General features: G+C 71.3%; 22 protein-coding genes and 1 pseudogene. 9 read left to right on the top strand and 14 right to left on the bottom strand.

What is annotated here, in order from left to right; translation table 11 throughout:
* The first annotated feature begins 98 nt into the window (after positions 1-98).
* Entirely contained in the window at positions 99-503 is a 405-nt protein-coding gene (locus tag HHX33_RS37685) for a ClpX C4-type zinc finger protein (RefSeq protein ID WP_182874840.1), read from the top strand.
* Positions 504-738: 235 nt separating this feature from the next.
* On the opposite strand, the gene HHX33_RS13265 is transcribed toward HHX33_RS37685, so the two are convergent.
* Positions 739-1584 (bottom strand): SDR family NAD(P)-dependent oxidoreductase, encoded by an 846-nt coding sequence (locus HHX33_RS13265; protein ID WP_182874839.1) that lies wholly within the window; start codon positions 1582-1584, stop codon positions 739-741.
* 125 nt (positions 1585-1709) lie between these two features.
* On the opposite strand from HHX33_RS13265, the gene HHX33_RS13260 reads away from it, so the two are divergent.
* Positions 1710-2645, top strand: coding sequence for an RNA polymerase sigma-70 factor (locus HHX33_RS13260; RefSeq protein WP_220501763.1), 936 nt, complete (start codon positions 1710-1712; stop codon positions 2643-2645).
* Between the two features lie 81 nt (positions 2646-2726).
* On the opposite strand, the pseudogene HHX33_RS13255 reads toward HHX33_RS13260, so the two are convergent.
* A pseudogene (locus tag HHX33_RS13255) lies at positions 2727-3166 on the bottom strand (transposase family protein).
* 867 nt (positions 3167-4033) lie between these two features.
* Here HHX33_RS13255 and HHX33_RS13250 point away from each other — a divergent pair.
* Both HHX33_RS13250 and HHX33_RS37185 read left to right on the top strand, forming a co-directional pair.
* The gene (locus HHX33_RS13250; RefSeq protein ID WP_182874837.1) at positions 4034-5644 is read left to right on the top strand and encodes an HNH endonuclease signature motif containing protein; all 1611 of its coding nucleotides are present in this window, start codon (positions 4034-4036) and stop codon (positions 5642-5644) included.
* 138 nt (positions 5645-5782) lie between these two features.
* Positions 5783-9424 (top strand): WD40 repeat domain-containing serine/threonine protein kinase, encoded by a 3642-nt coding sequence (locus HHX33_RS37185; protein ID WP_182874836.1) that lies wholly within the window; start codon positions 5783-5785, stop codon positions 9422-9424.
* Here the strand turns inward: HHX33_RS37185 and HHX33_RS13240 are convergent.
* The 8 genes from HHX33_RS13240 to HHX33_RS13205 form a co-directional block, all read right to left on the bottom strand.
* A complete protein-coding gene (locus HHX33_RS13240; protein WP_182874835.1) occupies positions 9398-10351 on the bottom strand; it encodes a PDR/VanB family oxidoreductase in 954 nt (317 codons plus the stop codon). The genes HHX33_RS37185 and HHX33_RS13240 overlap by 27 nt on opposite strands.
* A 177-nt stretch (positions 10352-10528) precedes the next feature.
* A complete protein-coding gene (locus HHX33_RS13235; RefSeq protein ID WP_182874834.1) occupies positions 10529-10768 on the bottom strand; it encodes a hypothetical protein in 240 nt (79 codons plus the stop codon).
* Positions 10765-11826, bottom strand: coding sequence for an aromatic ring-hydroxylating dioxygenase subunit alpha (locus HHX33_RS37180; protein WP_220501762.1), 1062 nt, complete (start codon positions 11824-11826; stop codon positions 10765-10767). Before HHX33_RS37180 ends, HHX33_RS13235 begins: the two co-directional genes overlap by 4 nt.
* Positions 11827-11829: 3 nt before the next feature.
* Positions 11830-13377: an acyl-CoA synthetase gene (locus HHX33_RS13225; RefSeq protein ID WP_182874833.1), complete on the bottom strand. Its 1548-nt coding sequence runs from the start codon at positions 13375-13377 to the stop codon at positions 11830-11832.
* 45 nt (positions 13378-13422) lie between these two features.
* Complete coding sequence (locus tag HHX33_RS13220; RefSeq protein ID WP_182874832.1) at positions 13423-14820, bottom strand: MFS transporter; 1398 nt, start codon at positions 14818-14820, stop codon at positions 13423-13425.
* Positions 14821-15032: 212 nt separating this feature from the next.
* On the bottom strand, positions 15033-15491 hold the full coding sequence (locus tag HHX33_RS13215) for a MaoC family dehydratase (RefSeq protein ID WP_182874831.1): 459 nt from the start codon (positions 15489-15491) through the stop codon (positions 15033-15035).
* Positions 15488-16372 (bottom strand): amidohydrolase family protein, encoded by an 885-nt coding sequence (locus HHX33_RS13210; protein ID WP_111699739.1) that lies wholly within the window; start codon positions 16370-16372, stop codon positions 15488-15490. The genes HHX33_RS13215 and HHX33_RS13210 overlap by 4 nt, the downstream gene beginning before the upstream one ends.
* Positions 16369-17304, bottom strand: a complete 936-nt coding sequence (locus HHX33_RS13205; protein WP_182874830.1) for an SDR family oxidoreductase — start codon at positions 17302-17304, stop codon at positions 16369-16371. The genes HHX33_RS13210 and HHX33_RS13205 overlap by 4 nt, the downstream gene beginning before the upstream one ends.
* Before the next feature lie 110 nt (positions 17305-17414).
* On the opposite strand from HHX33_RS13205, the gene HHX33_RS13200 reads away from it, so the two are divergent.
* On the top strand, positions 17415-18275 hold the full coding sequence (locus HHX33_RS13200; protein ID WP_310737932.1) for a PaaX family transcriptional regulator C-terminal domain-containing protein: 861 nt from the start codon (positions 17415-17417) through the stop codon (positions 18273-18275).
* An 85-nt stretch (positions 18276-18360) separates the two neighbouring features.
* Here the strand turns inward: HHX33_RS13200 and HHX33_RS37175 are convergent, their stop codons facing one another.
* Positions 18361-19743 carry a PHB depolymerase family esterase gene (locus tag HHX33_RS37175; RefSeq protein WP_182874829.1) on the bottom strand — a complete coding sequence of 461 codons (1383 nt, stop codon included), beginning with the start codon at positions 19741-19743 and terminating at the stop codon, positions 18361-18363.
* Between the two features lie 258 nt (positions 19744-20001).
* Here HHX33_RS37175 and HHX33_RS13190 point away from each other — a divergent pair, with 258 nt between their 5' ends.
* The 4 genes from HHX33_RS13190 to HHX33_RS13180 all read left to right on the top strand — a co-directional run bounded on the left by HHX33_RS13190 (position 20002) and on the right by HHX33_RS13180 (position 22215).
* Positions 20002-20493, top strand: a complete 492-nt coding sequence (locus HHX33_RS13190) for a MarR family winged helix-turn-helix transcriptional regulator (protein WP_310741354.1) — start codon at positions 20002-20004, stop codon at positions 20491-20493.
* A gap of 142 nt (positions 20494-20635) precedes the next feature.
* Positions 20636-21199 (top strand): AraC family transcriptional regulator, encoded by a 564-nt coding sequence (locus HHX33_RS35910; protein WP_310741353.1) that lies wholly within the window; start codon positions 20636-20638, stop codon positions 21197-21199.
* Positions 21200-21238: 39 nt separating this feature from the next.
* Complete coding sequence (locus HHX33_RS35905; protein ID WP_259402402.1) at positions 21239-21598, top strand: helix-turn-helix domain-containing protein; 360 nt, start codon at positions 21239-21241, stop codon at positions 21596-21598.
* On the top strand, positions 21595-22215 hold the full coding sequence (locus HHX33_RS13180) for a DJ-1/PfpI family protein (RefSeq protein ID WP_182874828.1): 621 nt from the start codon (positions 21595-21597) through the stop codon (positions 22213-22215). Before HHX33_RS35905 ends, HHX33_RS13180 begins: the two co-directional genes overlap by 4 nt.
* On the opposite strand, the gene HHX33_RS13175 is transcribed toward HHX33_RS13180, so the two are convergent.
* The 3 genes from HHX33_RS13175 to HHX33_RS13165 all read right to left on the bottom strand — a co-directional run bounded on the left by HHX33_RS13175 (position 22208) and on the right by HHX33_RS13165 (position 25799).
* Complete coding sequence (locus tag HHX33_RS13175; RefSeq protein WP_182874827.1) at positions 22208-24484, bottom strand: LLM class flavin-dependent oxidoreductase; 2277 nt, start codon at positions 24482-24484, stop codon at positions 22208-22210. The two genes, HHX33_RS13180 and HHX33_RS13175, sit on opposite strands and share 8 nt — an antisense overlap.
* Positions 24485-24579: 95 nt before the next feature.
* Positions 24580-25227, bottom strand: a complete 648-nt coding sequence (locus HHX33_RS13170) for a DUF2306 domain-containing protein (RefSeq protein WP_182874826.1) — start codon at positions 25225-25227, stop codon at positions 24580-24582.
* A gap of 152 nt (positions 25228-25379) precedes the next feature.
* A complete protein-coding gene (locus HHX33_RS13165; protein ID WP_182874825.1) occupies positions 25380-25799 on the bottom strand; it encodes a hypothetical protein in 420 nt (139 codons plus the stop codon).
* Positions 25800-25844 lie beyond the last annotated feature (45 nt).

Here is a 25844-nt window from a genome sequence, read left to right as displayed (position 1 = left end):
CCGGCTGGTACGGGAGGGCCTTGTCAGGCGACTCCTGACGGCGTAGTCTCGCGATCACTCGTCAGGGACTGCCTGACAACAAATGCTGGGAGGACGACGTGCCGGCACCTTCTCCTTCGGAACAGGACATTCGCTGCTCGTTCTGCTCGAAGTCGAAGACCGAGGTGAACAAGATGGTCGCCGGTCCCGGCGTCTACATCTGCGACGGGTGCGTGGGGCTCTGCGGCGAGATCATCGCGGCCGAGTTCGCCAAGTCGGCCCAGTCGGCCGAGGCGGCTCAGTCGGCCGAGGCGGCCCCGGAGATCCCGTACGCCGAGAGCATGACCGACGAGCAGATCCTGGAGTTCCTCCCGCGTATCGCGGCCGTGGGCGCGCAGGTGGAGGACAACCTGCGGGTCTGGGTTCAGCGACTGCGCGACCGGGGCGTCACCTGGGCCAGGATCGGCGCCGCCCTCGGCATGACCCGCCAGTCCGCCTGGGAGAGGTTCTCCGGGGAGGAATGACACGCCACCGCCGGGCCGACTGTCGCCCTCGTGCCCGTTGTCTTCACAAGGAACCGCGCCAAATGAGCGCTTTTCATCCTGAGGAGCGGCCTTAGATGAGCTGCAGGACAAGGATGCGCCCACGTGGGAGCAGGCCCCAACTCCGTCAGGACGATCCGGCTCACCGGCCGAGCGGCGCCCAGGTGGCCTGAGCGACCTGGGCGCCGCTCGCCGGTTGCGCGGCCTCTCACCTGAGTCAGCGGGCTTCGAGGTTGCCGTGTGCCTCGATTGAGAGGTCCTGCCAGTCGGCCCAGGTCTTGAGCCGGTCGGCGTAGGCCCGCTCGATCAGTGGGCGGAAGCCCTTGCCGAACAGCACCCGCACCGGCGGGTTGGCGGAGTCCACGAGCTTCAGCAGTGCCTGTGCCGCGGCGGCCGGGTCGCCTGCGGGCATCTTCCCTGTCATCGCCCCGAGGTGCTGACGGAGACCGTCGTAGGCCGGGTCGGGCTTGGCCATGTGGCCGTTGGCGAGCGGGTCGGGGTTGTTGCCGTCCCGGGTGGCGAAGCCGCCGGGCTCGATGATGGTCACCTTGACGCCGAACTCGGCGACCTCGCCGGCGAGCGCCTCGTTCAGGCCCTCCAGGGCCCACTTGGAGGCGTGGTACGCGCCGCCGAGCGGCATCGCGATGACCCCGGCGGCCGAGGAAAGCTGGATGATGTGCCCCGAGCGCTGCTCGCGCAGGTACGGCAGCGCGGCCTGGACCACCCACACCGCGCCGAACAGATTGGTCTCGAGCTGGTCGCGCAGTTCCTGTTCTGTGAGTTCTTCGACCGCGCCGATCTGGGCGTAGCCGGCGTTGTTCACGATGACGTCGAGCCGGCCGAAGTGCTCCTTGGCGCGTTTCACGCTCTCGAAGACGGTGGCCCTGTCGGTCACGTCCATTTCCAGTGGAAGCACCGCGTCTCCATAGGTGTCGGCCAGCGCCCGCAGGCTCGCGGTGTTCCGGGCGGTGGCAGCGACCTTGTCGCCGCGCGCCAGGGCGGCCTCCACGAAGTTGCGGCCCAGGCCGCGGGACGAGCCGGTGACGAACCAAACCTTCTGCATGGTGTGCTCCTTGTTGCCGCTTTCAGCCGTTGCAACCCCCTGGACGAGATAGCCCGGCAGAGATGTGAGATCGCCCGAGTGTGATCTGCGACACCATGTCACCTTTATCCTGAGTGGTGATATCAATGGTCGGCGTGACTCGCGTCGAGGACTTCCAGGAACTGAGGCCGCTGCTTTTCGCGATCGCCTACCGCATCCTGGGCAGCGTGAGCGAGGCCGAGGACGCCGTCCAGGAGGCCTGGCTGCGCTACGAAGGTTCCCCGGCCCAGCCCGAGTCACCCAAGGCCTTCCTGTCGGCCACGGTGACGCGGATCTCGATCGACGTGCTGCGCTCGGCCCGCGTCCGGCGCGAGGCTTACGTCGGGCCATGGTTCCCCGAACCGCTGCTGACCGACCCCTACCAGGACCCGGAGCGGTCGGCGGAGCTGTCCGATTCGTTGTCGATGGCGGCGCTGATCCTGCTGGAGCGGCTCAGCCCGCTCGAGCGTGCGGTCTTCGTGCTCCGCGAGGTGTTCGCCTTCAGCTACCGGGAGATCGCCGCCGCGGTGGAGCGGTCGGAGGCGGCCTGCCGCCAGCTCGCGGTGCAGGCACGCCGTCACATGGACGCGGGCCGGCCCCGCTTCGAGGCGGATCGCCGGGCCCGCGAGCAGCTCGCCGGGCGGTTCTTCCATGCGATGAGGGAGGGGGACGTCGCAGGGCTGCAGGAACTGCTGGCCGCCGACGTCCAGCTGGTCAACGACGGCGCCGGCAAGATCGGGAGTACGATCCCCCTCTTCGGCGTCGCGAAGGTCGCCCGGGTGCTGTCCGTCGCCATTCCGCCGTTCGCCCAGATCGGCGCGGTGCTGGAGGCGCACGAGGTGAACGGCCAGCCGGGTGCGATCATCCGCGACCGAGACGGCCACATCTTCAACGTCTGGACGCTCGACATCCTGGACGGACGCATCCAGACCATCCGCTCGATCGTCAATCCCGACAAGCTCGCTCACCTAGGCCCCGTCGCCGACGCCCACGCGGTCATCCGCGAGAAGAAGCAGACCCGCCGCGACCAGCAGACGCCATGATGGGCGGCACGCGGGTCGGCCGGGCGGAGTCCCGTTAAGGCGCTCGATGGCGACTGGCAGGTCAACTCGGATATCGCAATCTCAGCTGGTCCATTGAGCCCTTCTCAATCCTGAGTAGGGGTCGGCTTCGACGGCGTGCAGGACGAGGATGGCCTGCACGATCGCGGTGGCCCGGCGAGGACAGCAGCGGAGCTTGGCCAGGACCTTCCACGTCTTCAGAGTCGCGATGGCGCGTTCGCCGAGGGCTCGGATGCGGGCGTGGGCACGGTTGACGTCCTTCTGCCCGCGTGACAGTCGCGGCCGGTGCCAGTGGCGCTTGAACGGGGTGCGGACCGTGCCACCTGCGCGGGCGGGTGTAAGTGTCGCCGTTGCGCAGGTGGGCCAGCACCAGTAAGGCCTGTTGCCCGGGGTCCAGGCGCCGCCACCGGCTGCGGTGTTCGGTGCGGTGGGCGCGGATGAGTTCGGACAGACGGGCAAGGGTGCGGTTCGACAGGAGGAATCGCGGCAGGGTAAGACAGCATCGAGGCTCCCGGTTGGGGCATCGGATCTTGGTCGACTGCTGTCTTGCCGGAAACCTCACCTCACACCCGACCCCGCTCTTCCACGCCCCTCCTGACCAGCGCCATCAGGATGAAAATGGCTCAATAATGCGCTTTGCTTCGTAAAGGGGCTCGACTCGCAATCGTCGCGTTTCGTCATGTCGAGCCCTGGTTTGATCGCGTTCTCGGCAGTCGAGGCATTCGCCGGATTTCGGGGGCACGCCCGGCATGCCGAAGTTGGTCCATGACAGTCGGTAGGTGCGCGGCAGGGGAAACCGCAGCGGTGGTCCCGCCAGAACGCAGGGCCGCCGCCAGAACGGCAGGGCCGCCGCTCCCCGGCCGAGAGGCATGCGGGTCACGCCCTTTGGGGCGCGGTATTTCTGCGTGCCTGTGACTCCAGCAAATCGCTGCGCGGAGGTGCTCACGGTGTAGTGATGTGAAACAATTCATACAGGCTTTCGAATCGGCGGGGGAGGTGTCATGGACTTGTTTGATGATGATCCTGCGCACCTTCCTCGTTCGAACGATACTGGCGATGGCGACTGGTGGGAGCGGCTCATTTCCGGCTCGTCCCTCTGGTCCACCGAGGATTCACTGGCCCGCGAATATGTGCCGATTGTCGATCCCGATGCGCGAAAGCACGATGCTCCTCCGGGTGGTGCGTCGGACAGTGCCTCTGGCGCTGGCCGGGGTGATGCGGACCGCGATCGGGATGCCGACGGTGCGCCTGGTGGTGCGTCGGACGATGCCTTCGGCGGTGTCTTTGGTGGTGCTTGTGGCGGTGGGTCGTCGTCGTGGGTGGCGGTGGCGGCGGTTGGTGAGGCGGCGCGGGCAGTCGCGTTGGTGCCGGTGCCTGAGTCGGCGGAGGTGTGTCTGGCCGAGGCTGAGGAGTTGCTGGCGGCTCGCGATCGGATCACCTCGGCGTTGGCCGCCCGGGTGGGGCGGGTGCATCGGTCCGGGGAGGCGAGGAACCATGGGCACGCCTCCACCCGGTTGTGGCTGCGCTCTGTTGGGGGGATGACGATCCCGGGTGCGGGCCGGTTGGTGACGATGGGCATGGAGTTGGGTCGTCTGTCGCGGGTGCGTGAGCGGTTCGCCGAGGGCAGCCTGGCGGAGGGGATCGTGGAGGCGATCTGCACGGCCACCGCGGGGTTGACCGACGAGCAGGCGACCACCGCTGAGGCGATTTTGCTGGAGTTGGCGGGTTCGGCGGGGGCGGCGGAGGTGGCCAAGGCGGGGCGGTATCTGCGGGCGGTGCTGGACCCCGACGGCCACGAAAGCGATGAGCAGGCCGATTTCGACCGCCGGTTCTTCCGGGTGCGGCGGCGCAGGAACGGCGGGCTGGAGGGAGAGTTCTACCTCCCGGTCGAAGCCGCCGCGCGGTTGCAGCAAATGCTCGACGTCTACGCCAAGCCCAAGGCCGAGGGCGACGACCGCACCCCGAGCGTGCGGAACGCGGATGCGTTCATCGCGTTCCTGGAGAACAAGATCGCGACTGAGCTTCTGGTGCTGGTCACCGCCGAATCACTCCCCGACGACCCCATCAGCAACCCTTCAGCCACCGGCCCCGGCCCTGCTCCCGGCTCGTTCGGCACTGGCCCCTCAGACATCGGCCCTGAGGACGACCCCAGCCCCGATCCCGGCTGGTCGAGCAACGGTACTGGTCCCTGGGCTGATGCCTGCGCCACTGACGAATTCGGCATCGACGCCAATGCCGCATGCGCCGACACAACCGGCGCCGACGCGATCGACGTCGATGACCCCGAGGGCCCCGACGGAGAGCACTCGGCCGGCGAGCGGCCGGAGGGAGACTACCGGCATGCCTCCACGCCGAGTGAGGCACCGCACGGGGTGCCGAGGGCGGGTTGCAACGACCGACCGGAGGCGGAAGCCGACGGCTCGCCCACGGCAGAGCGCGACGGCCCACCGGGCGCAGGACGCAACGGTCCGCCTCGGGCAGGGTGGGACGGCCCGGGAGACAGCGCCCGGTGGGGAGGTGACGCCTGGCCTGGAGCGAGGGTCAACAGTCCGCCGGGGGTGTGGTTGCGGGGGTTGCCGGGGCTGATCCTGGCGACCGGGCACCTGCTGCCCGTCTCCAGCGTGCACCGGCTGGCCCGCACCAGCACCCTGGTGCGGATCGTGATGGACGCCGGTGGGCAGGTGCTGGACATGGGCCGCAAGGTGCGCCTGGCGACCCCGGCTCAGCGGCGGGCGGTCTTCGCCCGGTATGCGACCTGCTGGGTGGACGGCTGCCCGCTGCCCGCCACGATGTGCCAGATCGACCACGCCGAGGACTGGTGCAGCGGCGGGCCGACCGACCTCAAGCTGCTGGGGCCGGCGTGCCAGTTCCACAACCGCGACCGCTACCGCCATCCCGCCCGCTACACCCGCCGCAAGATCGGAGCCGACCGCTGGGCCTTCACCTACCGCAACCCCCGCACCACCCGGAGACGCCTATGACGTCGGACCTCATCAACGCTGACATGCGGCAACGGGAGAGCCGCTCGCCGACCGCGCCCGCGATCGCGCGCAGTTCCGGGTGCGTGAACCTCCAGACCGTCGGCGGCATCAAATGACCGAGGGATGGGGGATGCGCGTATGGCGTTGGCGGCGCCGCTGCTGCCGGAGGATCCGGAGCGGCTGGGCGGATACTGGCTGGCGGGCCGGCTCGGGGCGGGCGGCCAGGGGGTGGTGTACGAGGCGTACGACTCCGGGGGAAGCCGCGTCGCGGTGAAGGTGCTGCACGGTGAGGCTGCCCGCGACCAGGAGTTACGCGGCCGGTTCGGGCGGGAGGCGACGGCGGCCCGGAGGGTGGCGTCCTTCTGCACCGCCCGGGTGCTCGACGCACAGCTGGACGGCGGTCAGCCGTACATCGTGAGCGAGTACGTGGAGGGGCCGAGCCTGCGCCGGGCCGTGCGTCAGGAGGGCCGCCGGTTCGCCGGGGACGACCTGCACCGGCTGGCCACCGGAGTGGCCACCGCCCTGGCCGCGATCCACGACGCGGGTGTGATCCACCGCGATCTGAAACCCGACAACGTGCTCCTCGGGCCGGACGGGCCGCGAGTGATCGACTTCGGCGTGGCCCGGACGCTGGAGATGTCGCTGACGGCGAGCGGCTTGGTGGCCGGAACGCCTACTTACATGGCGCCGGAGGTGTTCACGGGACGGCGGGCCGGCACTCCCGCCGACGTGTTCGCCTGGGGCGGCGTCGTCGTGTTCGCCGCCACCGGGGCCGACCCGTTCGAGGCGGAGAGCCTCGGCGGTGTCATGCACCGCGTCCTGTCCGTCGACCCCGATCTGACCCTGCTCCCCGAGCCGCTGCGCCCGCTGGTGGCCGCCGCGCTGCGCAAGGACCCGGCAGAGCGCCCGACGGCCCGCGACCTGCTGATCGCCCTGGTCAGCGGGTTCCGCGGCTTCCAGGGTGACCTGCTGGCCCTGGGCAGCGCCGAGGCGGGGCTGCTGGGCCGGGACGGCGATCGCGAGCCCGGCCTGGGCGTGCTCGCCGAGGAGGTGTACGCCGGGCTTGGGCCGCCCGCACAGGCCATCGTCCCGGACATGCTGCTGCGGATGATCGCCGTGGACGAGCATGGAGACGAGAGCACACGCCGGGTGAACCGTGCGGAACTGCTGGAGGGCCGTCCGGCGGAGGAGAGGGCCGCCGTCGAACAGGTGCTCGCGGCCCTGGCCCAGGCCGGGCTGCTGGCCGGGGCGGGCGGCTTGGTCACGCTGGCCAGCCCGGCACTGCCGAAGGCCTGGCCCCGCCTGCGCGCGTGGGTCGACGAGGAACGCGACGGCCTGCGCGGCCACGTGGAACTCGCCGCGGCGGCCCATCGCTGGCGCGGGGACGGCCGGAAGGACGCCGACCTGCTCCAGGGCGCCCGGCTCGACGCGGCCCTCGCCTGGGCGGCGGGCGGGCGCCGCCTCCTCGTCCTGAACGCTCTGGAGCGCGACTATCTCGCCGCCGGGTCGGCCCTGGTCAGGAGGCGTGCCAACCAGCGCAGGCTGCTCACGCTGGTCCTGGCCGTGCTGCTCGTGCTGTCGGTCGCGGGCGGCGGGCTGTCGGTGTACCAGGGCCGCCGGATCGCCGGGCAGCGCGATCAGGCGACCGGTCGGCAGGTCGCCTCCCTGGCGGGGACGCTGCGCACGACCGATCCGGGCATCGCGATGCTGCTGACGGTCGCCGGCTGGCGCCTGGCCCCCGGCGCCGACACCCGCTCGGCCCTGACGACGTCCCTCTACCAGCTCGAGACCGCCGTCTTCCAGGACCCTCAGGCGACCGGCACCACGCTCCGCGCACTCAGCGGCGACGGCCGCGTCCTGGCGAGCGTCAGCGCCGACGGCGTGCGCCTCTACGACGTACGCACCGGCCGGAGGACCGGCGGCTTGGCTGACACCGACATAGACGCCGGTGAGCTGCTGCAGAGTGTCGCGCTGAGCCCGACCGGCCGTTATCTCGCAGCGGCGCTCGGCGCGAAGGTGGTCGTGTGGGACGCCCGCACCGGAAAGCGGATACGCGAGTACGACCCGCAGGCCGGCGACCCCGCCAAGCCTGAGGACCGCCGGTCGATCGTGGACTTCCTTCTGGAGTTCGGCGACGACGACGCGACCCTCGTCGTGCACGAGGGCCAGGGCCTGTTCCTCTGGAACATCGGCACCGGCCGCGTCCTTCCCCACTGGGAACTCGGCCACGCGGCCGTCGCGTCCTCGGGACGGCTCGCGGCGTATGCCGTGGAGGGGGGCGAGCCCGGCATCCACCTCCGGCGGCTGCCCGCCGGGACCGAGGACGCCCGGTTCCGCGCGGCCTGCCCCGGCGCCCCGGTCTCCCTGGCCTTCAGCCCGGACGGCCGCACGCTGGCCTGCCAGAGCGGCAGGTCGATCACACTCGTCGACACGGCGACGGCGCGGCGCCTGCCCGGGGAGCTGACGGCGGCAGGACCGGTGAACCTGGACCTCGTGAGCATGCCCGTGCTGCGGTACGGCCCGGACGGCCAGTTGCTGGCCTCGTTCGCCGACAACCGGATCCAGGTGTGGCGGGTCGCCGACCGCCACCTGCTGCTGGACTACCGGCTCGACGGAGCGGCCTCGGACGTCCGGTTCGACTCCGACGGGCGTTCGCTCAGGTATCTGGTCGACCAGTCGGTCGTCACCGTGGACCTCGGGCAGCGCCTGGCGGGCGGCGGGCTTCCCGGGAAGCCGGACGCCGCGACGCTCAGCCCGGACGGGCGCCTGCTGGCCGTCCGGATGAGCGAGACCGGTCCGGTGCGGCTGTGGGACGTCCGCGGGCGGCGTTTTCTCGGGGAACCCCTCCGGGAGCCGGAGCCCGGCCTCGAGCCCGCCGGCTCCGATCCGCCGCGGTTCAGCCGCGACGCCCGTCTCCTGCTCACCGGCGACGGCACGCGGGGGTACACGGTGTGGGGCGTCGCCGCCCGTAGGGTGCTGCGCACCATCACGGCGACGAAGGACCTGCGACTCGAGTCGGCGGCGCTGAGCCCGGACGGCCGCACGCTCGTGGCCGAGATGACCCCCCGGGTGATCCGGTCGGCGAGTCAGGAGGACGAGCGCTGGATGCGGTTGTGGGACGTTCTCACCGGCGCGGTGCGCACGACCGTGCGCCTCGCCGCGCCCGCCGGGCCGTACGTCTTCTCCCCGGACGGGCGCTACATGGCGCCTACGAACCCGGGGCTCGGCCGGTTCGTCGACGCCGCCTCGGCCAGGCCGTTCGGCGGGAACTACGATCTGTCCTCCCAGGGCGGCTCCACCTTCGGCGAGCTCGCGTTCGCGCCCGATGGGCGACTGATGGCGCTGGGCGACGGTATGGGCAGGATCGCGCTGTGGAGCACCCGGGGCCCGGCGCCGCGGCCGCCGGTGCTGCACGGCGTCCTGGAGCCGGTCGGCGCGATGGCCTTCGCGCCGGACGGGCGGGTCCTCGCCACCGGCGGCGAGGAGGGCACCGTGCAGCTCTGGGATGTCGTCGCCGGGCGCCGTCTCGGCCCCGCGGTCGATCTGTACGGGAGCGAGATTCTGAGCCTCGCGTTCAGCCCCGACGGCACCACCCTGTACGCCGCCGACCGATCCGGGGGCGTGCACGACTATCCGGTGGCCCCGGAGCGGATCGCTGCACGGGTGTGCGCCCGGGTGGGGCACACCCTCCCGGAGCGGGACTGGCGGACGTATCTTCCCGACGTGCCCTACCGCGACGTCTGCCGAGCAGCCTCACAGTTCGAGGACGAGGCGGGGTGAGCGGGCCCGCGACACGCAGATGAACATGACGTCGCCGGCCGCGCGCTCCTCCTCGGTGAGGAGGCTGTCGCGATGGTCCGGCACGCCGTCCAGCACCACCGTCTCGCAGGTGCCGCAGGTCCCCTCGCGGCAGGAGGACAGCACGGCGACGCCCGCCTCCTCGACCACCTCCAGGATCGAGCGGTCCTCCGGCACGGTCAGCGTCGTGCCGGACAGGGCCAGTTCGACCTCGAACGCCGTGGCTTCGCCGCCGTCCGTGGTCGCGGGGGTGAACCGCTCGACGCGCAACGCGCCCTTCGGCCAGGACGCGCAGCGCTCCTCCGCCGCCCTCAGCAGTGGTTCCGGTCCACAGCAGTAGACCAGGGCGCCGGGAAGGGGGACGCCGAGCAGCCCGTCCAGGTCGAGCAGGCCCGTCTCGTCCTGCGGACACAGTTCGACCCGGTCCGGATGGTCCCGTACGAGCCGGTCGGCGAAGGCCATCGAGGCCCGGGTGCGCCCGCCGTACACCAGCCGCCAGTCCGTACGGCGACGCGTGGCCTCGGCGATCATCGGGAGGAGCGGGGTGATGCCGATCCCGCCGGCCACGAACAGGTAGCGGGGTGACTCGGCGAGGCCGAAGTGGTTGCGCGGGCCGCGCACCCGGACCGTGTCGCCCTCGGCGAGCAGGTCGTGCACATGGGCGGAGCCGCCGCGCCCGACCGGCTCCCGCAGCACCGCCACCTCGAAGGCGCGGTCGTCGCCGGGGTCGCCGCACAGCGAGTACTGCCTGACCAGGCCCGGAGCGAGCAGCAGGTCGACGTGCGCGCCCGGCGTCCAGGAGGGCAGCGGGCCGCCGTCGGGCCGGGCGAGGCGCAGGAGGACGACCCCCTTGGCGACGGGCGTCTTGCCCGTCACCTTCAGGTCGAGCTCCGGTTCCGTCAGGGGCATGGCGCGCGGGTCCTCCTGTGGGTGAACGCGATGTGTGAATGTACGCGGTGTGTGAATGTACGCGGTGTGTGAATGAACGCGGTGTGTGAATGAACGCCGTGGATGAGTGCGCGTGTGGTGGACGCACGCGGAGGGCGGCCCCCGAAGGCGCCCTCCGCCGTGAGCCCGGGCACACGCTCAGACGAGCGCGGCGGCCGGGGCGGGGGAGTTCTCCGCTCCCACCGGCCGGGCCCGGTGTCCTTCCGGATGGCCGAGCAGCCAGTCCCACAGGACCACGGGATCGTCGAACTCCCGTTCCGCGCCGCAGAAGCAGGTGGCCTGCAGCCGGTCGGTCCCCGGCACCCAGCGGATGCGGTGGACGGTGCGGCCGGCACTGCCGGTGCGGCCCGTCCGCGCGCCGGGTTCGCCCGGGCTCATCGGGCGGCGGCCCGCGAGGAGGCGGAGCCGGCCATCCGGGCGAGCAGGCGCCGGGCGGCCAGGCCGCCGGTGTCGATGTTCACCGACAGCTCCTGGTAGCGGTCCGGCTCGGCGGCGATCACCTGTTCCAGGGTGTTCAGCGCGGTCACGTCCTGCAGGACCACCGTACGGTTGCTCTCCCGGAGGAAGTCCGAGACCTTCTCGTCGTCGAGGGCGAAGTCCCGCGCGACGGCCCAGAAGTCGTAGGTGCTGCCGTCCGTCGACGGGGTGATCGCGTAGACGACCTCGACGTGGAAGGCGTGCGGGTCCGTGCCGTCGGCGGCGGGCGGCGGCGACCCGACGGGGGCGACCCGGCTGTGCAGAAGGTAGAGGCACGGCGGGTGATACTCGATGTCCTGCCACCGGGTGATCCGGCCCTTGATGCCGGTCGACTCGGCGTAGAACGGCGGGCAGGCCGCGTCGTCCATGTGCCGGCTGACGTAGACGACGCCCTCGTCCTCGTCGACCTCGGTCGTGATCGGGGTCTCGGCCACCTCGGGCGTGCCGATGTACCCGCCGTGCAGGTAGGTCTCGTGGGACAGGTCCAGGAGGTTGTCCACGAGCAGGCCGTACCGCGCGTTCAGCGGCTCCATGCCGCACACCGTGGCGTACTCGGGCGAGACCAGCCAGGGCGCCCGCGGCGGCAGGGTGTCGCCCGGCTCGCGGTCGCCGATCCACACCCAGACGAACGAGTCCTGCTCCACCACGGGGTAGGTGCGAAGCCGTGCCGTACGCGGGATGCGCTGCTGCGCGGGCACGGCGACGCAGACGCCGTCAGGGCCGTAGGTGAAGCCGTGGTAGCCGCAGACCACCCGGTCGCCGTCGAGGTGACTGGGCGCCTCGGACAGCGGGAACCTGCGGTGCACGCAGCGGTCGGCCATCGCCACCGCCCGCCCGTCCTCGGTGCGCCAGAGCAGGATCGGCTCGTTCAGGATGGTACGGCCGAGCTGCCGCCTGCCCACCTCGTGGCCGTAGGCGGCGACGTACCACTGGTCGCGCGCGAATTCCGTGACGATCACTGGTCACTCCTCTGTGCCTGCCTCGGTGCCGGCGGCGAGGGGCCGCCCGCGCAGGTCGGGTTTGCGGATCTTTCCGGAGCCGGTCTTCGGCAGGGCGCCGACGATGTCGAAGTAGACGGGGATCTTGTACTTGGCGAGCCGGGAGAGGAGGAACTCCCGCAGGTCGCCGGGGGTGACGGCGGCCCCGGCGCGGAGGACGACGAAGGCCCGGCCGACCTCCCCCCACCGCTGGTCGGGCACGCCGACCACGGCGGCCTCCGCCACGGCGGCATGCTCGAACAGCACGTTCTCGACCTCGGCCGGGTAGACGTTCTCCCCGCCGGAGATGTACATGTCCTTCACGCGGTCGACGATGTGGAGGTGGCCCTCGTCGTCCAGGACGCCGATGTCGCCCGAGTGGAACCAGCCGCCCTCGGTGAGCGCGGCGGCGGTCGCCTCCGGGTTCCGCCAGTAGCCCGGGGTGACGTTCGGCCCCTGGACGAGCACCTCGCCCGGCTCGCCCACCGCCGCGGGCGTCAGGTCGGGCCGCACCACCCGCACGTTGGCGAAGAACACCGGCACCCCGGCGGAGCCGACCTTGCGCTCGCTCTCGCCCGCCTCCAGGAAGGTCGCGCCCGGTGAGGTCTCGGTCAGCCCGTAGCCCTGGCAGAAGGTCAGGCCCCGCTCCTGGTAGGCGCGGATCAACGCGACCGGGATCGCCGCTCCGCCGGACATCAGCGTACGCAGCGAGGACAGGTCGGCCTGGGCCCACCGTGGCGACCTGGCGAACGCGGCGAACATCGCGGTGACGCCGAACATCCAGGTGACGCGGTGCTTCTCGATCAGGTCGTAGCACTGGTCGACGTCCCACGACGGCATGATCACGGAGGTGCCGCCCTTGAGGAAGGTCGGCAGCAGCGTCTGGTTCAGCGCCGCCACGTGGAAGAGCGGCGCGCTGACCAGGGTCACCTCGGTGCTCGCCACGTCGACGCCGATCATCATGTGGAAGCAGTTCCACACGAGGTTGGCGTGGCTGAGCATGGCGCCCTTGGGCCGTCCCGTGGTGCCGGAGGTGTAGAGGATCAGGGCCACGTCGTCGAGCGCCACCGGGATGTCGATCGGGGTGGGGTCGCCCTGCGACAGCCAGCTTTCGAACTCCGTCTCGCCGGGCGCGGGCGACCCCAGCGCCACGACCGTACGGAGGCCCGGCAGGGCGGGCAGAGCGCGGACGACCGCCGAGCACTCCGGGGCGTAGACGAGGAGGGAGGCGCCCGAGTCGGTCAGCATGTAGGCGATCTCGGGCGCCGTCAGGCGGAAGTTCAGCGGGACGAAGATCCCGCCGAGCAGGTGCGTCGCGAACAGGATCTCGGCGAAGGCGACGTGGTTGTGGCCGAGGTAGGCGACCCGGTCACCGGCCCGCACCCCGGCGTCGCGCAGCCGGGACGCGAGCCGCGTCGTCCGTTCGTGCACCTCCGAGTAGCTGACCGACCGGTCCGCGAAGACGAACGCGGTGCGGTTCGGGCTCATCTGGGCCCGGCGGGCGGGCCAGCCTCCCAGTCCGGCGTTCCGCATCGGTGGCAACCCCTTTGTCGGAGGAGCAGAGTGTCAGGGACGGCGTCAGGCCGAGGACGGCTTGGCCGCGCCGGGCATGTCGCCGGAGGCGGGCGCGACCACCGCGACCGAGGTCAGGTCCTGACCCCTGGTCTCGCGCAGGGCCAGTACGCAGAGCACGGTCAGCAGGCAGGACGCGGCGATGATCATGGAGGTCGTCGTGGTCCCGCCGCCGCCGGACGACGCGTCGAGCTGGGCGAACAGCAACGGAGCCAGCCCGGCGCCGAGCCCGGCGATCTGGTAGCCGAGGGAGGCTCCGGTGTAGCGGCTCCTGGTGGCGAACAGTTCCGTGTACAGGGCCGCGAGCGGGCCGAACATCAGCGGGTGCAGGATCGACTGGCCCAGCACGAGCGCGAGGGTGAGCACGGCCGTGCTGCCGCTGTTCACCATCGGGAAGAGGACGAATCCGAACACCGCCATCAGCAGCGCTCCAGTCAGCACGACGGGACGGCGCCCGACGCGGTCCGACAGCGCCGCGCATCCCACGATACCCACGACGGCCAGCGCGGACGAGAGCGTGAGGCCGTTGAGCACGGCCTGCCGGGGGAAGCCGGCCCGCACGCCGTACGCGATGAGATAGGTGGTGAGCGTGCCCTGGGCCACGAAGGCGGACAGCCCGACGCCCACCGCGAGCAGCAGCGTCTTCGGGTGGTTGCGGAGCACGTCGAACAGTGGTGCCTTCCGGCGCCGCGCGGCCGGGGTCCAGGCGGCCTCGTTCCTGGCGGCCGCGTCTCTTGCGGCCTCGAAGACCGGGGTCTCGGTGACCCGCAGCCGGACGAACAGGCCGACCGCCAGCAGGACGATGCTGAGCAGGAACGGCACCCGCCAGCCCCAGCTCAGGAACGCCTGCTCGCTCATGACCGCGCCGGTGCCGGTGAGCACGGCGGTGGACAGCACCATGCCGGACGGGGCGCCGGCGTTGGTGAAACTCGCCCACAGGCCGCGGCGGCTGGTCGCGTGCTCGGCGGACATGAGCACCGCGCCACCCCATTCGCCGCCGACGGCGATGCCCTGCAGGATCCGCAGCAGGACGAGCGTGATGGGCGCGAGGGAGCCGATCTGGTCGTAGGTCGGCAGCAGGCCGATCAGGAAGCTGGCGACGCCCATGAGCGTCATGGTCAGCACCAGCATGCGCTTGCGGCCGAGGCGGTCGCCGAAGTGGCCGAAGAGCACGCCGCCGAGCGGCCTGGCGAGGTAGCCGGTGGCGAACGTGCCGAAGCTGGCGACCGTCGCGGCGAGCGGGTCGAGGGAGGAGAAGAAGACCTTGTTGAAGATCACGGCCGAGGCCGTGGCGTACAGCAGGAAGTCGTAGTACTCGATGACGCTCCCGATGAAGCTGGAGCTCACCGCGCGTCGGAGTTGGGTCTGGCTGGGCTGGGTCTGGCTGGGGGGTGTCTCTGGCATGACCGAGCTCCTCGTCCGGGGAGCGAGCTGTGTCGCTTTCTTGTCCGGAGGTTAGGCAGATCGATAACGGAGGTCAATACTTTGCCAAATATTGGCCAGGGGGCCGGGGAGGGGTGTCTCTCCGGCCTGCCGGAACGCTCGCGGCGCCCTCCCGCGCCCGTCTTTCGGCACGCCGAAACGCGCCGTACGGCACGCGGGATCAGGCAGGGAGATCAGGCGTAGTGCCGGTAGACGGCGCGGGCGACGCAGGCGGGCTTGGCCGATCCCTCCACCTCCACGGTGAAGTCGAGCAGCATCTGGACGCCGTTGCCGGGGACCTCCTCCACCGACACCACGGTGGCGGCGAGGCGGATCCTGGCGCCCACCCTGACCGGACTGGGGAATCGGACCTTCTCCAGGCCGTAGTTGACGCTCATCGTCACGCCACGGATGTCGAGCAGTTCGTTGAACAGCGGGATGACCAGCGACAGGGTCAGATACCCGTGCGCGATCGGGGCGCCGAACGGGCCCTTGGCGGCCCGCTCGGGATCGACGTGGATCCACTGGTGGTCGCCGGTGGCGTCGGCGAAGGTGTTCACCCGGTCCTGGGTGATCTCCATCCACCCGCTGTGGCCGAGGTCCTTGCCGGCGAGCGCGGTGATCTCGTCGAGCCCGTGGGCCGTTGTCGTCATGGCTGTCGCGTCCCTTTCTGCCCGCCGAGCCCGAGCAGGCGTGCGGCGTTGTCCTTGAGGATCTTCGGGCGGACCTCCGGCTTGATCTCCAGCTTGTCGAAGTCGGCGAGCCAGCGGTCCGGGGTGATCACCGGGTAGTCGGACCCGAACAGCACCTTGTCCTTGAGCAGCGTGTTCGCGTACCGCACGAGCTGCGGCGGGAAGTACTTGGGCGACCATCCGGACAGGTCGATGTGGACGTACGGCTTGTGCGTGGCGACCGCGAGCGCCTCGTCCTGCCAGGGGAAGGACGGGTGGGCGAGGATGATCCGCAGCTCGGGGAAGTCCACGGCGACGTCGTCCACCAGCATGGGGTTGGAGTGCTTCAGCCGGATGCCGCCCCCGCCCGGGACGCCCGCGCCGATGCCGGTCTGCCCGGTGTGGAACAGCGCGATCGCGCCGAGCTCCTCGATCACCTCGTAGAGGGGATAGGCCATGCGGTCGTCGGGGGAGAAGCCCTGGATGCTCGGATGGAACTTGAACCCGCGCACGCCGTACTCCTCCACGAGGCGGCGCGCCTCGCGGACACCGGCCCGGCCCTTCCACGGATCCACACTGGCGAAGGGGATCAGCACGTCGGGGTGCGCGGCGCAGCTCTCGGCGACCTCCTCGTTGGAGATGCGGGGGTGCCCGGTCGCGTGCTCGGCGTCGACGGTGAACACCACCGCCGCCATCTTCCGCTCGCGGTAGTAGGCGGCCATCTCCGGGATCGTCGGCCGCGGATGTTCCTTGAAGTATTTCTCGGACGCGCCGAACAGCTCCGCGCTCAGCGAGGCGTGCCCGCCGGCCGACACCTCGGCGTGCGTGTGCACGTCGATCGCGACCAGCTCCTCGACGTTCACGAGCCTCCCTTCGGCGCGGGCGGCGCGTCCGGCACGTTCGGCGCGGGAATGCCGTACGTCTCGGGTTCGGCGCCGACGCCCTCCGGCCACGCGGCGGCGATGGCGTCGGCCGACCAGCCGCCGTAGGTGTACGCCACGGACTTCTCGCCCGGGTGGGACCAGAGCGCGAGCCGGTCGCCGCCGATGCCGATGGCCTGGCCCGTCACGTCCGCGGAGGCGTCCGAGGCGAGGAAGACGACCAGCGGGGCGACGTCCTCGACCGTGCCCATGCCCTCGCCCTGGCGCAGCCATGCGGGGAACGGCCGGCCGGTCCGCTCCGCCTCCTCGATGATCGGGGCGAACGCCGGGATCGTCCGGGTCATCTCGGTGGCCGCGACCGGCACGATCGCGTTGACGGTGATGTTCGCCCTGGCCAGCTCCAACGCCCAGGTGCGGGCCATCGCGACGACGCCGGCCTTGGCCGCGGCGTAGTTCGTCTGGCCGAAGTTGCCCCGCTGGCCCGCCGGGGAGGAGACGAGGATGAGGCGGCCGCCGGTCCCCTGCTCCCGCATCCGGACCGCCGCCGCGCGGGCGCAGGTGAACGTGCCGCGCAGGTGTACGCCGATCACCGCGTCGAAGTCGTCGTCCGACATCTTCCACAGCACCCGGTCGCGCAGGATGCCGGCGTTGGTGACCATCACGTCGAGCCGGCCGAACTCCTTGACGGCCGTGTCGACCAGCCGGTCGGCGACCTCCGCGGAGCCGACCGGGGCGGCGACCAGGGCCGCCCTGCCTCCCTTCGCGGTGATCTCGTCCACGACGCGTGCCGCGGAGTCGCCGTCCACGTCGTTCACGACGACCGCCGCGCCGGCCGCCGCCAGCGCCTCGGCGTACGCGCGCCCGAGGCCCCGGCCCGCGCCGGTGACGACGGCCACCTTGCCCGACAGATCCATGTGCTCCACCTCTCGATTGGGGGCAGCGTGACGCCGTCTCGAATCTATGGCAGTTATGTGACCATCGTCAAAGATTTGCCTTCTATGGGGAACCGTCTACGCTTTCTGCTGTGAGCACCGGCGACCACGACCAGACGGCGGGTTCCATGCGCCCCCAGTCGTTGATGTTCAGCTTTCTCGGGATCTACGCGCTCGACCGCCGCACCGCCATCTACTCGGGCAGCGTCATCGACGTGTTCGCCCGTCTCGGGGTCTCCGAGGAAGCCGTACGGTCGACACTCGCGCGCATGGTGAAGCGGAACCTGCTGGAACGGCACCGGCGGGGACGCAAGATGTACTTCGCGCTCACCCCGCACGCCGCGGAGGTGCTGGAGGACGGGCGCAGGCGGGTGTGGGAGACCGGGGCGGTGAACCGCGACTGGGACGGCACCTGGACCGTGGTCGGGTTCTCGCTGCCGGACAGCCGGCGCAGCACCCGGCACGACCTGCGGTCCCGGCTCGTCTGGGGTGGGTTCGGCCTGCTGCAGAGCGGGCTGTGGATCGCGCCGGGCGCCAAGGACGTCACCGAGCTCCTCGCCTCCCTGGACCACGCCTCCCCTGACAACGCCTCCCTCGACTTGGCCGACCACGTCACCGTGCTGACCGCCCGGGCCTTCAAGCCGACCGAGGCGGCCGACCTGGTCCGGAAGGCCTTCGACATCGAGCAGATCGCCGCCCGCTACCGGGCGTTCCTCACCCGGTGGGACGCCTCCCCGCCCCTGCCGGAGGAGCCGGACGACCTCGCCCGGCAGTTGCTGCTGCACACCGACTGGCTGCAGCTCGTCCGGCAGGATCCGCACCTGCCGGCCGAGCACCTGCCGGGGGACTGGCCCGCGATCCGGGCCGAGCAGGTCTTCCAGACGCTCGCCCGCGACTACCAGCAGCGGGCCGCCGAGACGGCCGCCGCCGTGCTGGACACCCTCGCCCTCTGACGTACGAGCTGACGTCAGAGCTGACGTACGAGAGACGTGACGGGTGGTGCGTGCCCGGGACGGGCACGCACCTGGGGTCCGATCGTCATCCGTTGGCGCAGGCCGTGCCGTTGAGCGTGAAGCGGGCCGGCGCGGTGTTGGTCCCGCTGTAGGTGCCCTGGAAGCCGAAGCTGGTGCTGCCTCCGGCGGGGATCGCGGCGTTGTAGGAGACGTTGCGCGCGGTCACCTGCGTGCCGGACTGGGTCACCGTGGCGTTCCAGGCGTTGGTGACCTGCTGGTTGCCCGGCCAGCTCCAGGTGACCGTCCAGCCGTTGATCGCGGCGCCCGTGTTGGTGACCGTGACGTCCGCCGTGAACCCGTTGTTCCAGGTGTTGGGCCGGTAGCTGACCCGGCACGCGCCGGTCTGCGGGTCCGACGGCGTCACGGAGGGGGTGACAGACGGCGTTACGGACGGGGTCGAGCTCGGGGTCGAGCTCGGGGTCGAGCTGGGCGTCCTGCTGGGGCTCTGGCTCGGGCTCTGACTGGGGCTCTGGCTCGGGCTCTGGCTGGTGCCCGTGAGGCCGAAGAACTGGATGGCGACGGCGGCCATCCCGCCCGCCGGGAGGCTGTGACCCGCGCCCTGGATGGTGTAGGCCTCGACCCGCACCGTGCCGGAGGAGTCGGCGTAGCGGCGGCGGCTCCAGCCCGACTGCGGGGTGTCCGTGCTGGTCGGCGTCTGGCTAAGGCCGTTGACGTTGGTCCACTGCTTGATCTCCTCCTCCAGCTCCGAGTAGGCGACGACGTTGTCGTTGGTGCCGTGCCAGAGCTGCATCCGCGGCCACGGCCCCCGGTAGCTCGGGTTCGCGTTGCGCACGGCGTCGCCCCACTGCTGCGCGGTCTTGCCGACGCACGGCGCGGAGTTGCCGCCCGGGCTGTACGCCGCCTCGTTCGGGAAGCAGGTGAACGGCACGCCCATGAAGGCCGCGCCCGCCTTGAAGACCTCCGGGTAGAGGCCGAGCATGGCGTTGGTCATCATGGCGCCCGAGGAGCTGCCGGTCGCGAACACCCGGTTCGGGTCGCCGTGGTACTGCTGCTCGACGTAGGTGATCATCGACATGAGCGACACCGGGTCGGTCTGGCCGCCGCGCACCTTCGACGCGTCGGACCAGTTGTCGAAGCAGTTGCTCTTCTTCGAGGCCGACGGGTAGATGACGATGTAGCCGTACCGGTCGGCCAGCGACGCGAACTCGCTCGACGAGTAGAAGCCCGGCCCGGAGCCGCCGCACGGATGCATGGCCAGCACGATCGCCGGGTTCGACTGCACCGTGTTCGGCACGTACACGTGCATCCGCAGGTTGCCGGGGTTGGCGCCGAAGTTGGTCACCTCGGTCAGCGTGGCCGCGGCGGCCGACTGCGCGGACACCAGGGTCACGGCGGCGTACAGCACCGCGGCACAGACACCGGCGAGTACCGCGAGTAATCGCTTCATTCGCTCCTCCTCTGCTGGACGTGCGGAGGTCCCGCTTTCCGGCGCGCCTTTTCCGGAAGCGCCGTGCGTCGGCAAGAACATGACGTCAGCCGGTATATGAGGAGGTCCGGCCGATGGTCAAGACGTGGCCGGAACGGCCATGATCGCCGTTTCCCGGGGAAAGCCGGTTTGCGCTGCATATCAAGCACTTTGCTATCAAGTCACTTGATATGGGGATGCGAAACTTACATCCGGAAGGCCGCGAGGTATCGTCGTCCGGTGATCGCCTCCCGCATCCCTCCGGCCGCCCCGCAGAGCGCTCCGGCGCCCCGTCTGAGCTACCTGGTGTTCCGACTGGAGCGTCGCATCCGGGCCCACCTGGACGACTCGCTCGCCCGGCACGGCGTCACCACGACGGAGTACATGGCGCTCAGCGAGCTTCGTACGCGTGACGGACTGTCGTCGGCGGAGCTGGCCCGCATCGCCTTCGTCACACCGCAGGCGATGAACCTGGTCATCCGCGACCTCGAACGGCGGGGGCTGATCCGCCGCGACCCGCACCCGGCCGGCGGACGGGTGCTGTGCGCCCGCCTCACCTCCGAGGGCGTGTCGGTGCTGCAGCGGTGCGACGGATCGCTCGACGAGATCGAGACGGTCATGCTCGCCAAGGTCGACAGCACGATGCGCGGCACCCTCAGGGAGGGCCTGACCCTGTGCGCCCGGGCGCTGCGCCCCGACGCCCACCTGGACGCTCACCTCGACAATCACTGAGACCTACCGGCTTGCGCCCGGTGCCGGGAGCGGGCCGGCCCGATGGCGTAATGTGCAACATCCGTGTCGTTGACGCCATGACGCGCTGCCCGGAAGCATCGAAGGCATGCAGCGACAAGCGGTCCGGCGTGTGGTCCGACGTGTGGTCACAGTGGTCTTCGACGGCTTCCAGATGTTCGATCTGGCCGGGCCGGCGGACGTCTTCGCGACCGCGAACCTGCTCGCCCGCGAGGGGGGTTACCGCGTCGAGGTGACGGCCGTGCGCGCCGGGGCCGTACCGGCCCAGAACGGGATCGTGACGCTCGCGGAGACCGCGATCGGCGAGGTCGCGGGCCCGATCGACACGCTGCTCGTCGTCGGCGGGCTGTCGGTGCCGGAGCATCTGGACGACCGGGAGCTGATCGGCGGCGTCGCCCGGCTGGCCGCCGGGGCGCGCCGGGTCGCCTCCGTCTGCAACGGGAGCTTCCTCCTCGCGGAGGCCGGGCTGCTGGGCGGCAGGCGCGCGACCACCCACTGGCTGGTGGCCGGCGAGCTGGCCGACCGCTATCCGGACGTCGAGGTGGACGCCGACCCGATCTACATCCGCGACGGGCACGTGTGGACCTCGGCCGGGGTCAGCTCGGGAGTCGACCTCGCCCTCGCGCTCGTCGCCGACGACCACGGCCACAGGCTCGCCCGGAACGTGGCCCGGGGGCTCGTCGTCTAACTGCACCGGCCGGGCGGGCAGAGCCAGTTCAGCGCCCCCATGCGGGCCGCCGTCCCAAGAGCCGAGCCGCTGCGCGAGATCCAGGCGTTCATCGACGCCCACCCCGCCGAGGACCTCAGTGTGCCCGCGCTCGCCCGGCGGGCGGGGATGAGCGAACGTCACTTCTCCCGCGTCTTCACCGAGCAGACCGGGGTCTCACCCGGCAGGTACGTCGAACGCAGCAGGGCCGACGCGGCCCGGCGGCTGCTGGAGACGACCGCCCACCCCCTGGACAGGGTCGCCAGGGAGACGGGACTCGGCGCTCCCGAGACCCTCTACCGCGTCTTCCGCCGCCACTGGCGCGTCTCACCCGGCGACTACCGCCGCCGGTTCCGATCGAAGGAGACCAGCAGATCATGAACATCGCGATCCCCCTCTATCCGAGGTTCACCGCGCTCGACGCCGTCGGGCCGTACACGGTGCTGGCCTTCGCGCCCGGCTGCACGGTCACGTTCGTCGCGGCCGCGCCGGGGCCGGTGCTCGACGACCGGGGGAGCCTGAGCCTCGCGGCCACCGCGTCGTACGCCGACCTGCCCGCGCCGGACGTGATCGTCGTGCCGGGAGGACCCGGGACGATCGAGGCGCTGTCCGACTCCGCGCTGCTGGGCTGGATCGCGCGGGCGCACGAGCGGACGCGGTGGACCACCTCGGTGTGCAGCGGCTCGTTCCTGCTGGGCGCGGCCGGACTGCTGACGGGCCGGAAGGCCACCTCCCACTGGGGGTGGCTCGACCAGCTCGCCGGGTTCGGCGCCGAGCCGGTCGGCGAGCGCGTGGTGACCGACGGGAAGATCGTGACGGCGGCCGGCGTCTCGTCGGGCATCGACATGGCCCTCACCCTGCTGGCCGCGATGCGCGACGAGGAGACGGCGCAGTCCGTGCAGCTCGCCATCGAGTACGACCCGCGGCCCCCGTTCGACGCGGGCAGCCCGAAGACCGCCCCGGCCGGCCTGGCCGAGAAGGCCATGGCCCTCATCTGACGTCATCCGCCGGTTCGACGGGGAAGTTCGCGCGGAACACGTTGTCCGGGTCGTAGGCGCGTTTGACCTGCCGCAGCCGGGCGAGGCCGGCCTCGCCGAACGCGTCGAGCAGCCGTTCGGGCCGGGTGTCGGTGTCGAAGGACAGGTAGAGGCCGTCGGTGTACGGCGCGACCTCGGCGTCCCACGCCGCGTCAAGGGCCGGCTGCGCGGCGCCCATGGCGGTGAGCAGGAAGTTCTGGTGCCGGTGCGGGTATGCGGTCGCGTCGGGGGCCAGGTCGTGCGCGGCCCCACCGGTGGCGCGTATCTGCATGAAGTAGGACGACCGGGAGCTCGCGATCCGCTCGAAGGCGCGGCTCACGCCACCGTCGAGGTGGGTGACCAGGCCGGAGCGTACGGCGGGGTCTCCACCGCCCGTGTGGTGCCTCTCGGTCGGCTGAACCACCCCGGAGTAGGGCAGCAGGTACCCCTGGTGCCCCAGCAGCGGGCCGGCCTCGGCGAGCCGCTCGAGTTCGCTCACCGCGGCCGTGGTGTCCGCGCCGGCGTAGACGGTCATGAGCTGGGCGACGGCGTCCTGGCCGCGGCGCGCCGGTGAGAGGACGAGGAAGCTCGTCAGCTCACGTGGCGCCTTCTCCATCGCCGCGCCCCAGCGTTCGAGGAGCCCCACCGTGTCGCGGGCGTCCAGGGTCATCTGGGAGAAGACGACGTCGCCGAGCTCCATCGCCTCGATCTCGACCCAGGTGACCACGCCGAGGTTGCCCCCGGCGCCGCGCAGGCCCCAGAACAGGTCGGGGTTCTCCTCCCGCGAGGCGTGCAGCACCCGCCCGTCGGCGGTCACGACCTCCGCGGCGACGACGTGGTCGATGGTCAGGCCGAAGCGGCGCCCGAGCAGGCCGATGCCACCCGTGGTGGCGAGGCCGCCCACGCCGACGCCGCCGAAGTCGCCCGAGCTGATCGCCCATCTGTGCGGCACCAGAGCCTCGGCCACCTCGCCCCAGGTGGCGCCCGCGCCCAGCCGCACCCGGCGCGTGGCCGGGTCGACGACCTCGACGGTGTCGAGCGCGCCGAGGTCGAGGACGATGCCGCCGTCGTTCGTGGAACGGCCGCTGATCCCGTGCCCGCCGGAGCGTACGCCGAGCGGCACGTCCTGGGACCTGGCGTACGCGAGCCCCTCGACGATCTGGCCGGCCGTCCGGGGACGCAGCACCAGGCCGGGTGACCCCGCGCGCAGGTAGTTGTGCCGCACCGACTCGTAGGCGCGGTCGCCGGGCTCCACGGCGTCGGCCGCGAGGCTCGACGGGACCTTGTCGTAGTCGATCCCGTCGCGGCGCAGCGCGATCGCGGCGGCTCCGCGGCGGGCGGCCGCGGGGACCGTGCCGGTGGCGGCTCGCTCGCGCGCCACCCCGTCCCGTACGGCGGGGGCGATCTCCTGGCCGTAGACCTGGATGAGCCGAGGGTCGTCGGAGCCGAGGACGAACGTGCCGATGCCGTCCTCCAGCGCCAGAGCGGTCAGCTCCTCCACCCACTGCTCGACCGGCCCCCGCAGGAAGCCCTGCCGGGTCTCGGTGACCTCGCCGCCGATGTTCAGCAGGCGGCGCACCCGCGCCGGGTCGCGCCCGGCCTCTTCGGCGGCCTCGTCGATGATCTCGTTGCCGCGCCGCAGGTCGCCGTCCTTGAGGTAGGCGAGCGAGGGCAGCCATCCGTCGGCCTTCCGCGCGACCAGGCGCAGCATCCGCGGCTTGTAGGCGCCGACCCAGATCGGGATGTCGTGTGCGGGCGCCGGGCCGCGCTTGGCCCCCGCGACGCGGTGGTGTTCGCCGTCGACGCGCAGGATGCGGCGCTCGCGCACGTCCCAGATGCCGCGGATGATCTCGATGCCCTCCTCCAGCGCGGTCACGGACTCGGCGGGTGTCAGGCGGGTGCCGCCCATCGACTCGATCGCGTCCCAGAAGCCGCCCGCGCCGATGCCGAGTGCGAACCGGCCGCCGGAGAGCAGGTCGAGCGACGCCGCGGCGCGGGCCAGCACCGCCGGCGGCCGCAGCGGCAGGTTGAGCACGTTGCCCGAGACCGTGATCCGCTCGGTCCGCGCGGCCACCCAGGACAGCAACGTCCAGGTGTCCAGGAACCCCGGCTGGTACGGGTGGTCCTGGAACGTCACGAGATCCAGCCCGGCGGCCTCGGAGATCCGCGCCAGCCGGACCGGCCCCTGCGGGTCGTGGTTCTGCGGGGTGAGGAACGCGCCGAAGGCCGGCTCGTGGCCGTAGTCCGTCATCGCCGGGACCTCTCTGTGTCACAAATAATCTGTAGGACAGACGATATGTGACGCAACTTATCGAGACGGCGGTGTATTCCAGGTCGGGGTGGACCTCACCGTGCCACATGGTCCAGGCGAGCTTCGGGTACGGGAGTACGCCGCCTGATGACGGCTTCGACCACGACGAGGTTGACGATCCAGCCCAGGGTCTGCCCGACGGGGATCATCGAGGTCGCGAGTTCTCCCACCGCCCCGGCCCCGCGGAAGGGGATCTGGGTCACCAGGAGCAGGGGAACGAGGACGCGCGACGTCACCGCGAGGAACGTCAGCGCGTAGTTGCGCGTCATCCAGTTCCGATGGCTCACGAAGTCGCGCCGGCGGGCCGCCCGGTACGCGAGGCCGCCGGTGACCAGCCACAGGACGGCCGCGGTGGTGAGGCCGATCTGCGTCACGACGCGGCCCGACCACAGCGCGACCGGGATCGTGGCCGCCGCGGACGGCAGCACCCCGGCGAGGAGATAGGCCCGGCCGATCGTCCGGTGGATCCGCCGGCGGGCCCGCACCCGCGGCATGAACTGCGGGGGGCCGAGCACGAGCGCGACGGCGGCGGTCGCGATGTGCCCCACCAGGACGTAGTAGCGCAGGCTGTCGCCCACGTCGAGGCGGCTGTCGTCGATGTCGAGACCCAGGTACGGGTAGACGAGCACCGAGGCGGCGACAACCGCGACGATCAACATCAGCCATGCCGTTCGTCTCCGCATGGCCGCAGCCTCGCAGGCGCGTCCCGCTCCGGCATCCGCCCGCGGATGGCCTCGCGCGTACGCAGATCGGCGTACGGGAACTGGGCGTCAGGCGGCTTTCCATGCCCGAGGAAGCGCGGAAGGGTCCCGGAGAGCCGCCCGACGTTGCCGGCTTACGCGTCGACGCCCTCGCTCTTGGCGATCACACGGGCGAGTTTGTCGGAGAACTCCTCCCGCCACGCCTTCTGGAGCCGGATCTCGTCCATGACGAAGGCGAACAGGCCGCGGAAATCCTCCAGCGTCTCGCGGATCGCGGCAGTGTCGCCGCGCAGTTCCTCCTGTCCCTTGCGGAGCTCGTCCTGACCGGTCCGGAGATCGTCCGTGATGGCACGCAACTCCTCCTGCCCGGCGCGTAGCTCGGCCGTGGTGGCACGGAGCTCCTCCTGCCCCTTCTGTAGCTCATGCTGACCCATGCGCAGGTCGCTCAACTGCTCACCGCACTTGGTCAGCATGGCGTTCTGCAGCCGGACGTGGTTCTTGAAATCGGTGACGTCGCGTTCTATGACGTCGATGCGCTCCTCGACTTGTGGCATGCGCGACAGAATAGAGATGCCAGGGCGATCACGCACGGTGAAGCC

The organism is Microbispora sp. H10670 (assembly GCF_014161385.1).
In the GTDB taxonomy this organism is placed as follows: domain Bacteria; phylum Actinomycetota; class Actinomycetes; order Streptosporangiales; family Streptosporangiaceae; genus Microbispora; species Microbispora triticiradicis.
This window is presented reverse-complemented; position numbering and strand designations above follow the sequence as displayed.

Bases quoted from the DNA above. Each gene is read 5' to 3' on its own strand.
- HHX33_RS13265 (WP_182874839.1), bottom strand. From the start codon at position 1,584: ATGCAGAAGGTTTGGTTCGTCACCGGCTCGTCCCGCGGCCTGGGCCGC.
- HHX33_RS13260 (WP_220501763.1), top strand. From the start codon at position 1,710: ATGGTCGGCGTGACTCGCGTCGAGGACTTCCAGGAACTGAGGCCGCTG.
- HHX33_RS37185 (WP_182874836.1), top strand. From the start codon at position 5,783: ATGGCGTTGGCGGCGCCGCTGCTGCCGGAGGATCCGGAGCGGCTGGGC.
- HHX33_RS13240 (WP_182874835.1), bottom strand. From the start codon at position 10,351: ATGCCCCTGACGGAACCGGAGCTCGACCTGAAGGTGACGGGCAAGACG.
- HHX33_RS13235 (WP_182874834.1), bottom strand. From the start codon at position 10,768: ATGAGCCCGGGCGAACCCGGCGCGCGGACGGGCCGCACCGGCAGTGCC.
- HHX33_RS13225 (WP_182874833.1), bottom strand. From the start codon at position 13,377: ATGCGGAACGCCGGACTGGGAGGCTGGCCCGCCCGCCGGGCCCAGATG.
- HHX33_RS13220 (WP_182874832.1), bottom strand. From the start codon at position 14,820: ATGCCAGAGACACCCCCCAGCCAGACCCAGCCCAGCCAGACCCAACTC.
- HHX33_RS13215 (WP_182874831.1), bottom strand. From the start codon at position 15,491: ATGACGACAACGGCCCACGGGCTCGACGAGATCACCGCGCTCGCCGGC.
- HHX33_RS13205 (WP_182874830.1), bottom strand. From the start codon at position 17,304: ATGGATCTGTCGGGCAAGGTGGCCGTCGTCACCGGCGCGGGCCGGGGC.
- HHX33_RS37175 (WP_182874829.1), bottom strand. From the start codon at position 19,743: ATGAAGCGATTACTCGCGGTACTCGCCGGTGTCTGTGCCGCGGTGCTG.
- HHX33_RS35905 (WP_259402402.1), top strand. From the start codon at position 21,239: ATGCGGGCCGCCGTCCCAAGAGCCGAGCCGCTGCGCGAGATCCAGGCG.
- HHX33_RS13180 (WP_182874828.1), top strand. From the start codon at position 21,595: ATGAACATCGCGATCCCCCTCTATCCGAGGTTCACCGCGCTCGACGCC.
- HHX33_RS13175 (WP_182874827.1), bottom strand. From the start codon at position 24,484: ATGACGGACTACGGCCACGAGCCGGCCTTCGGCGCGTTCCTCACCCCG.
- HHX33_RS13170 (WP_182874826.1), bottom strand. From the start codon at position 25,227: ATGCGGAGACGAACGGCATGGCTGATGTTGATCGTCGCGGTTGTCGCC.
- HHX33_RS13165 (WP_182874825.1), bottom strand. From the start codon at position 25,799: ATGCCACAAGTCGAGGAGCGCATCGACGTCATAGAACGCGACGTCACC.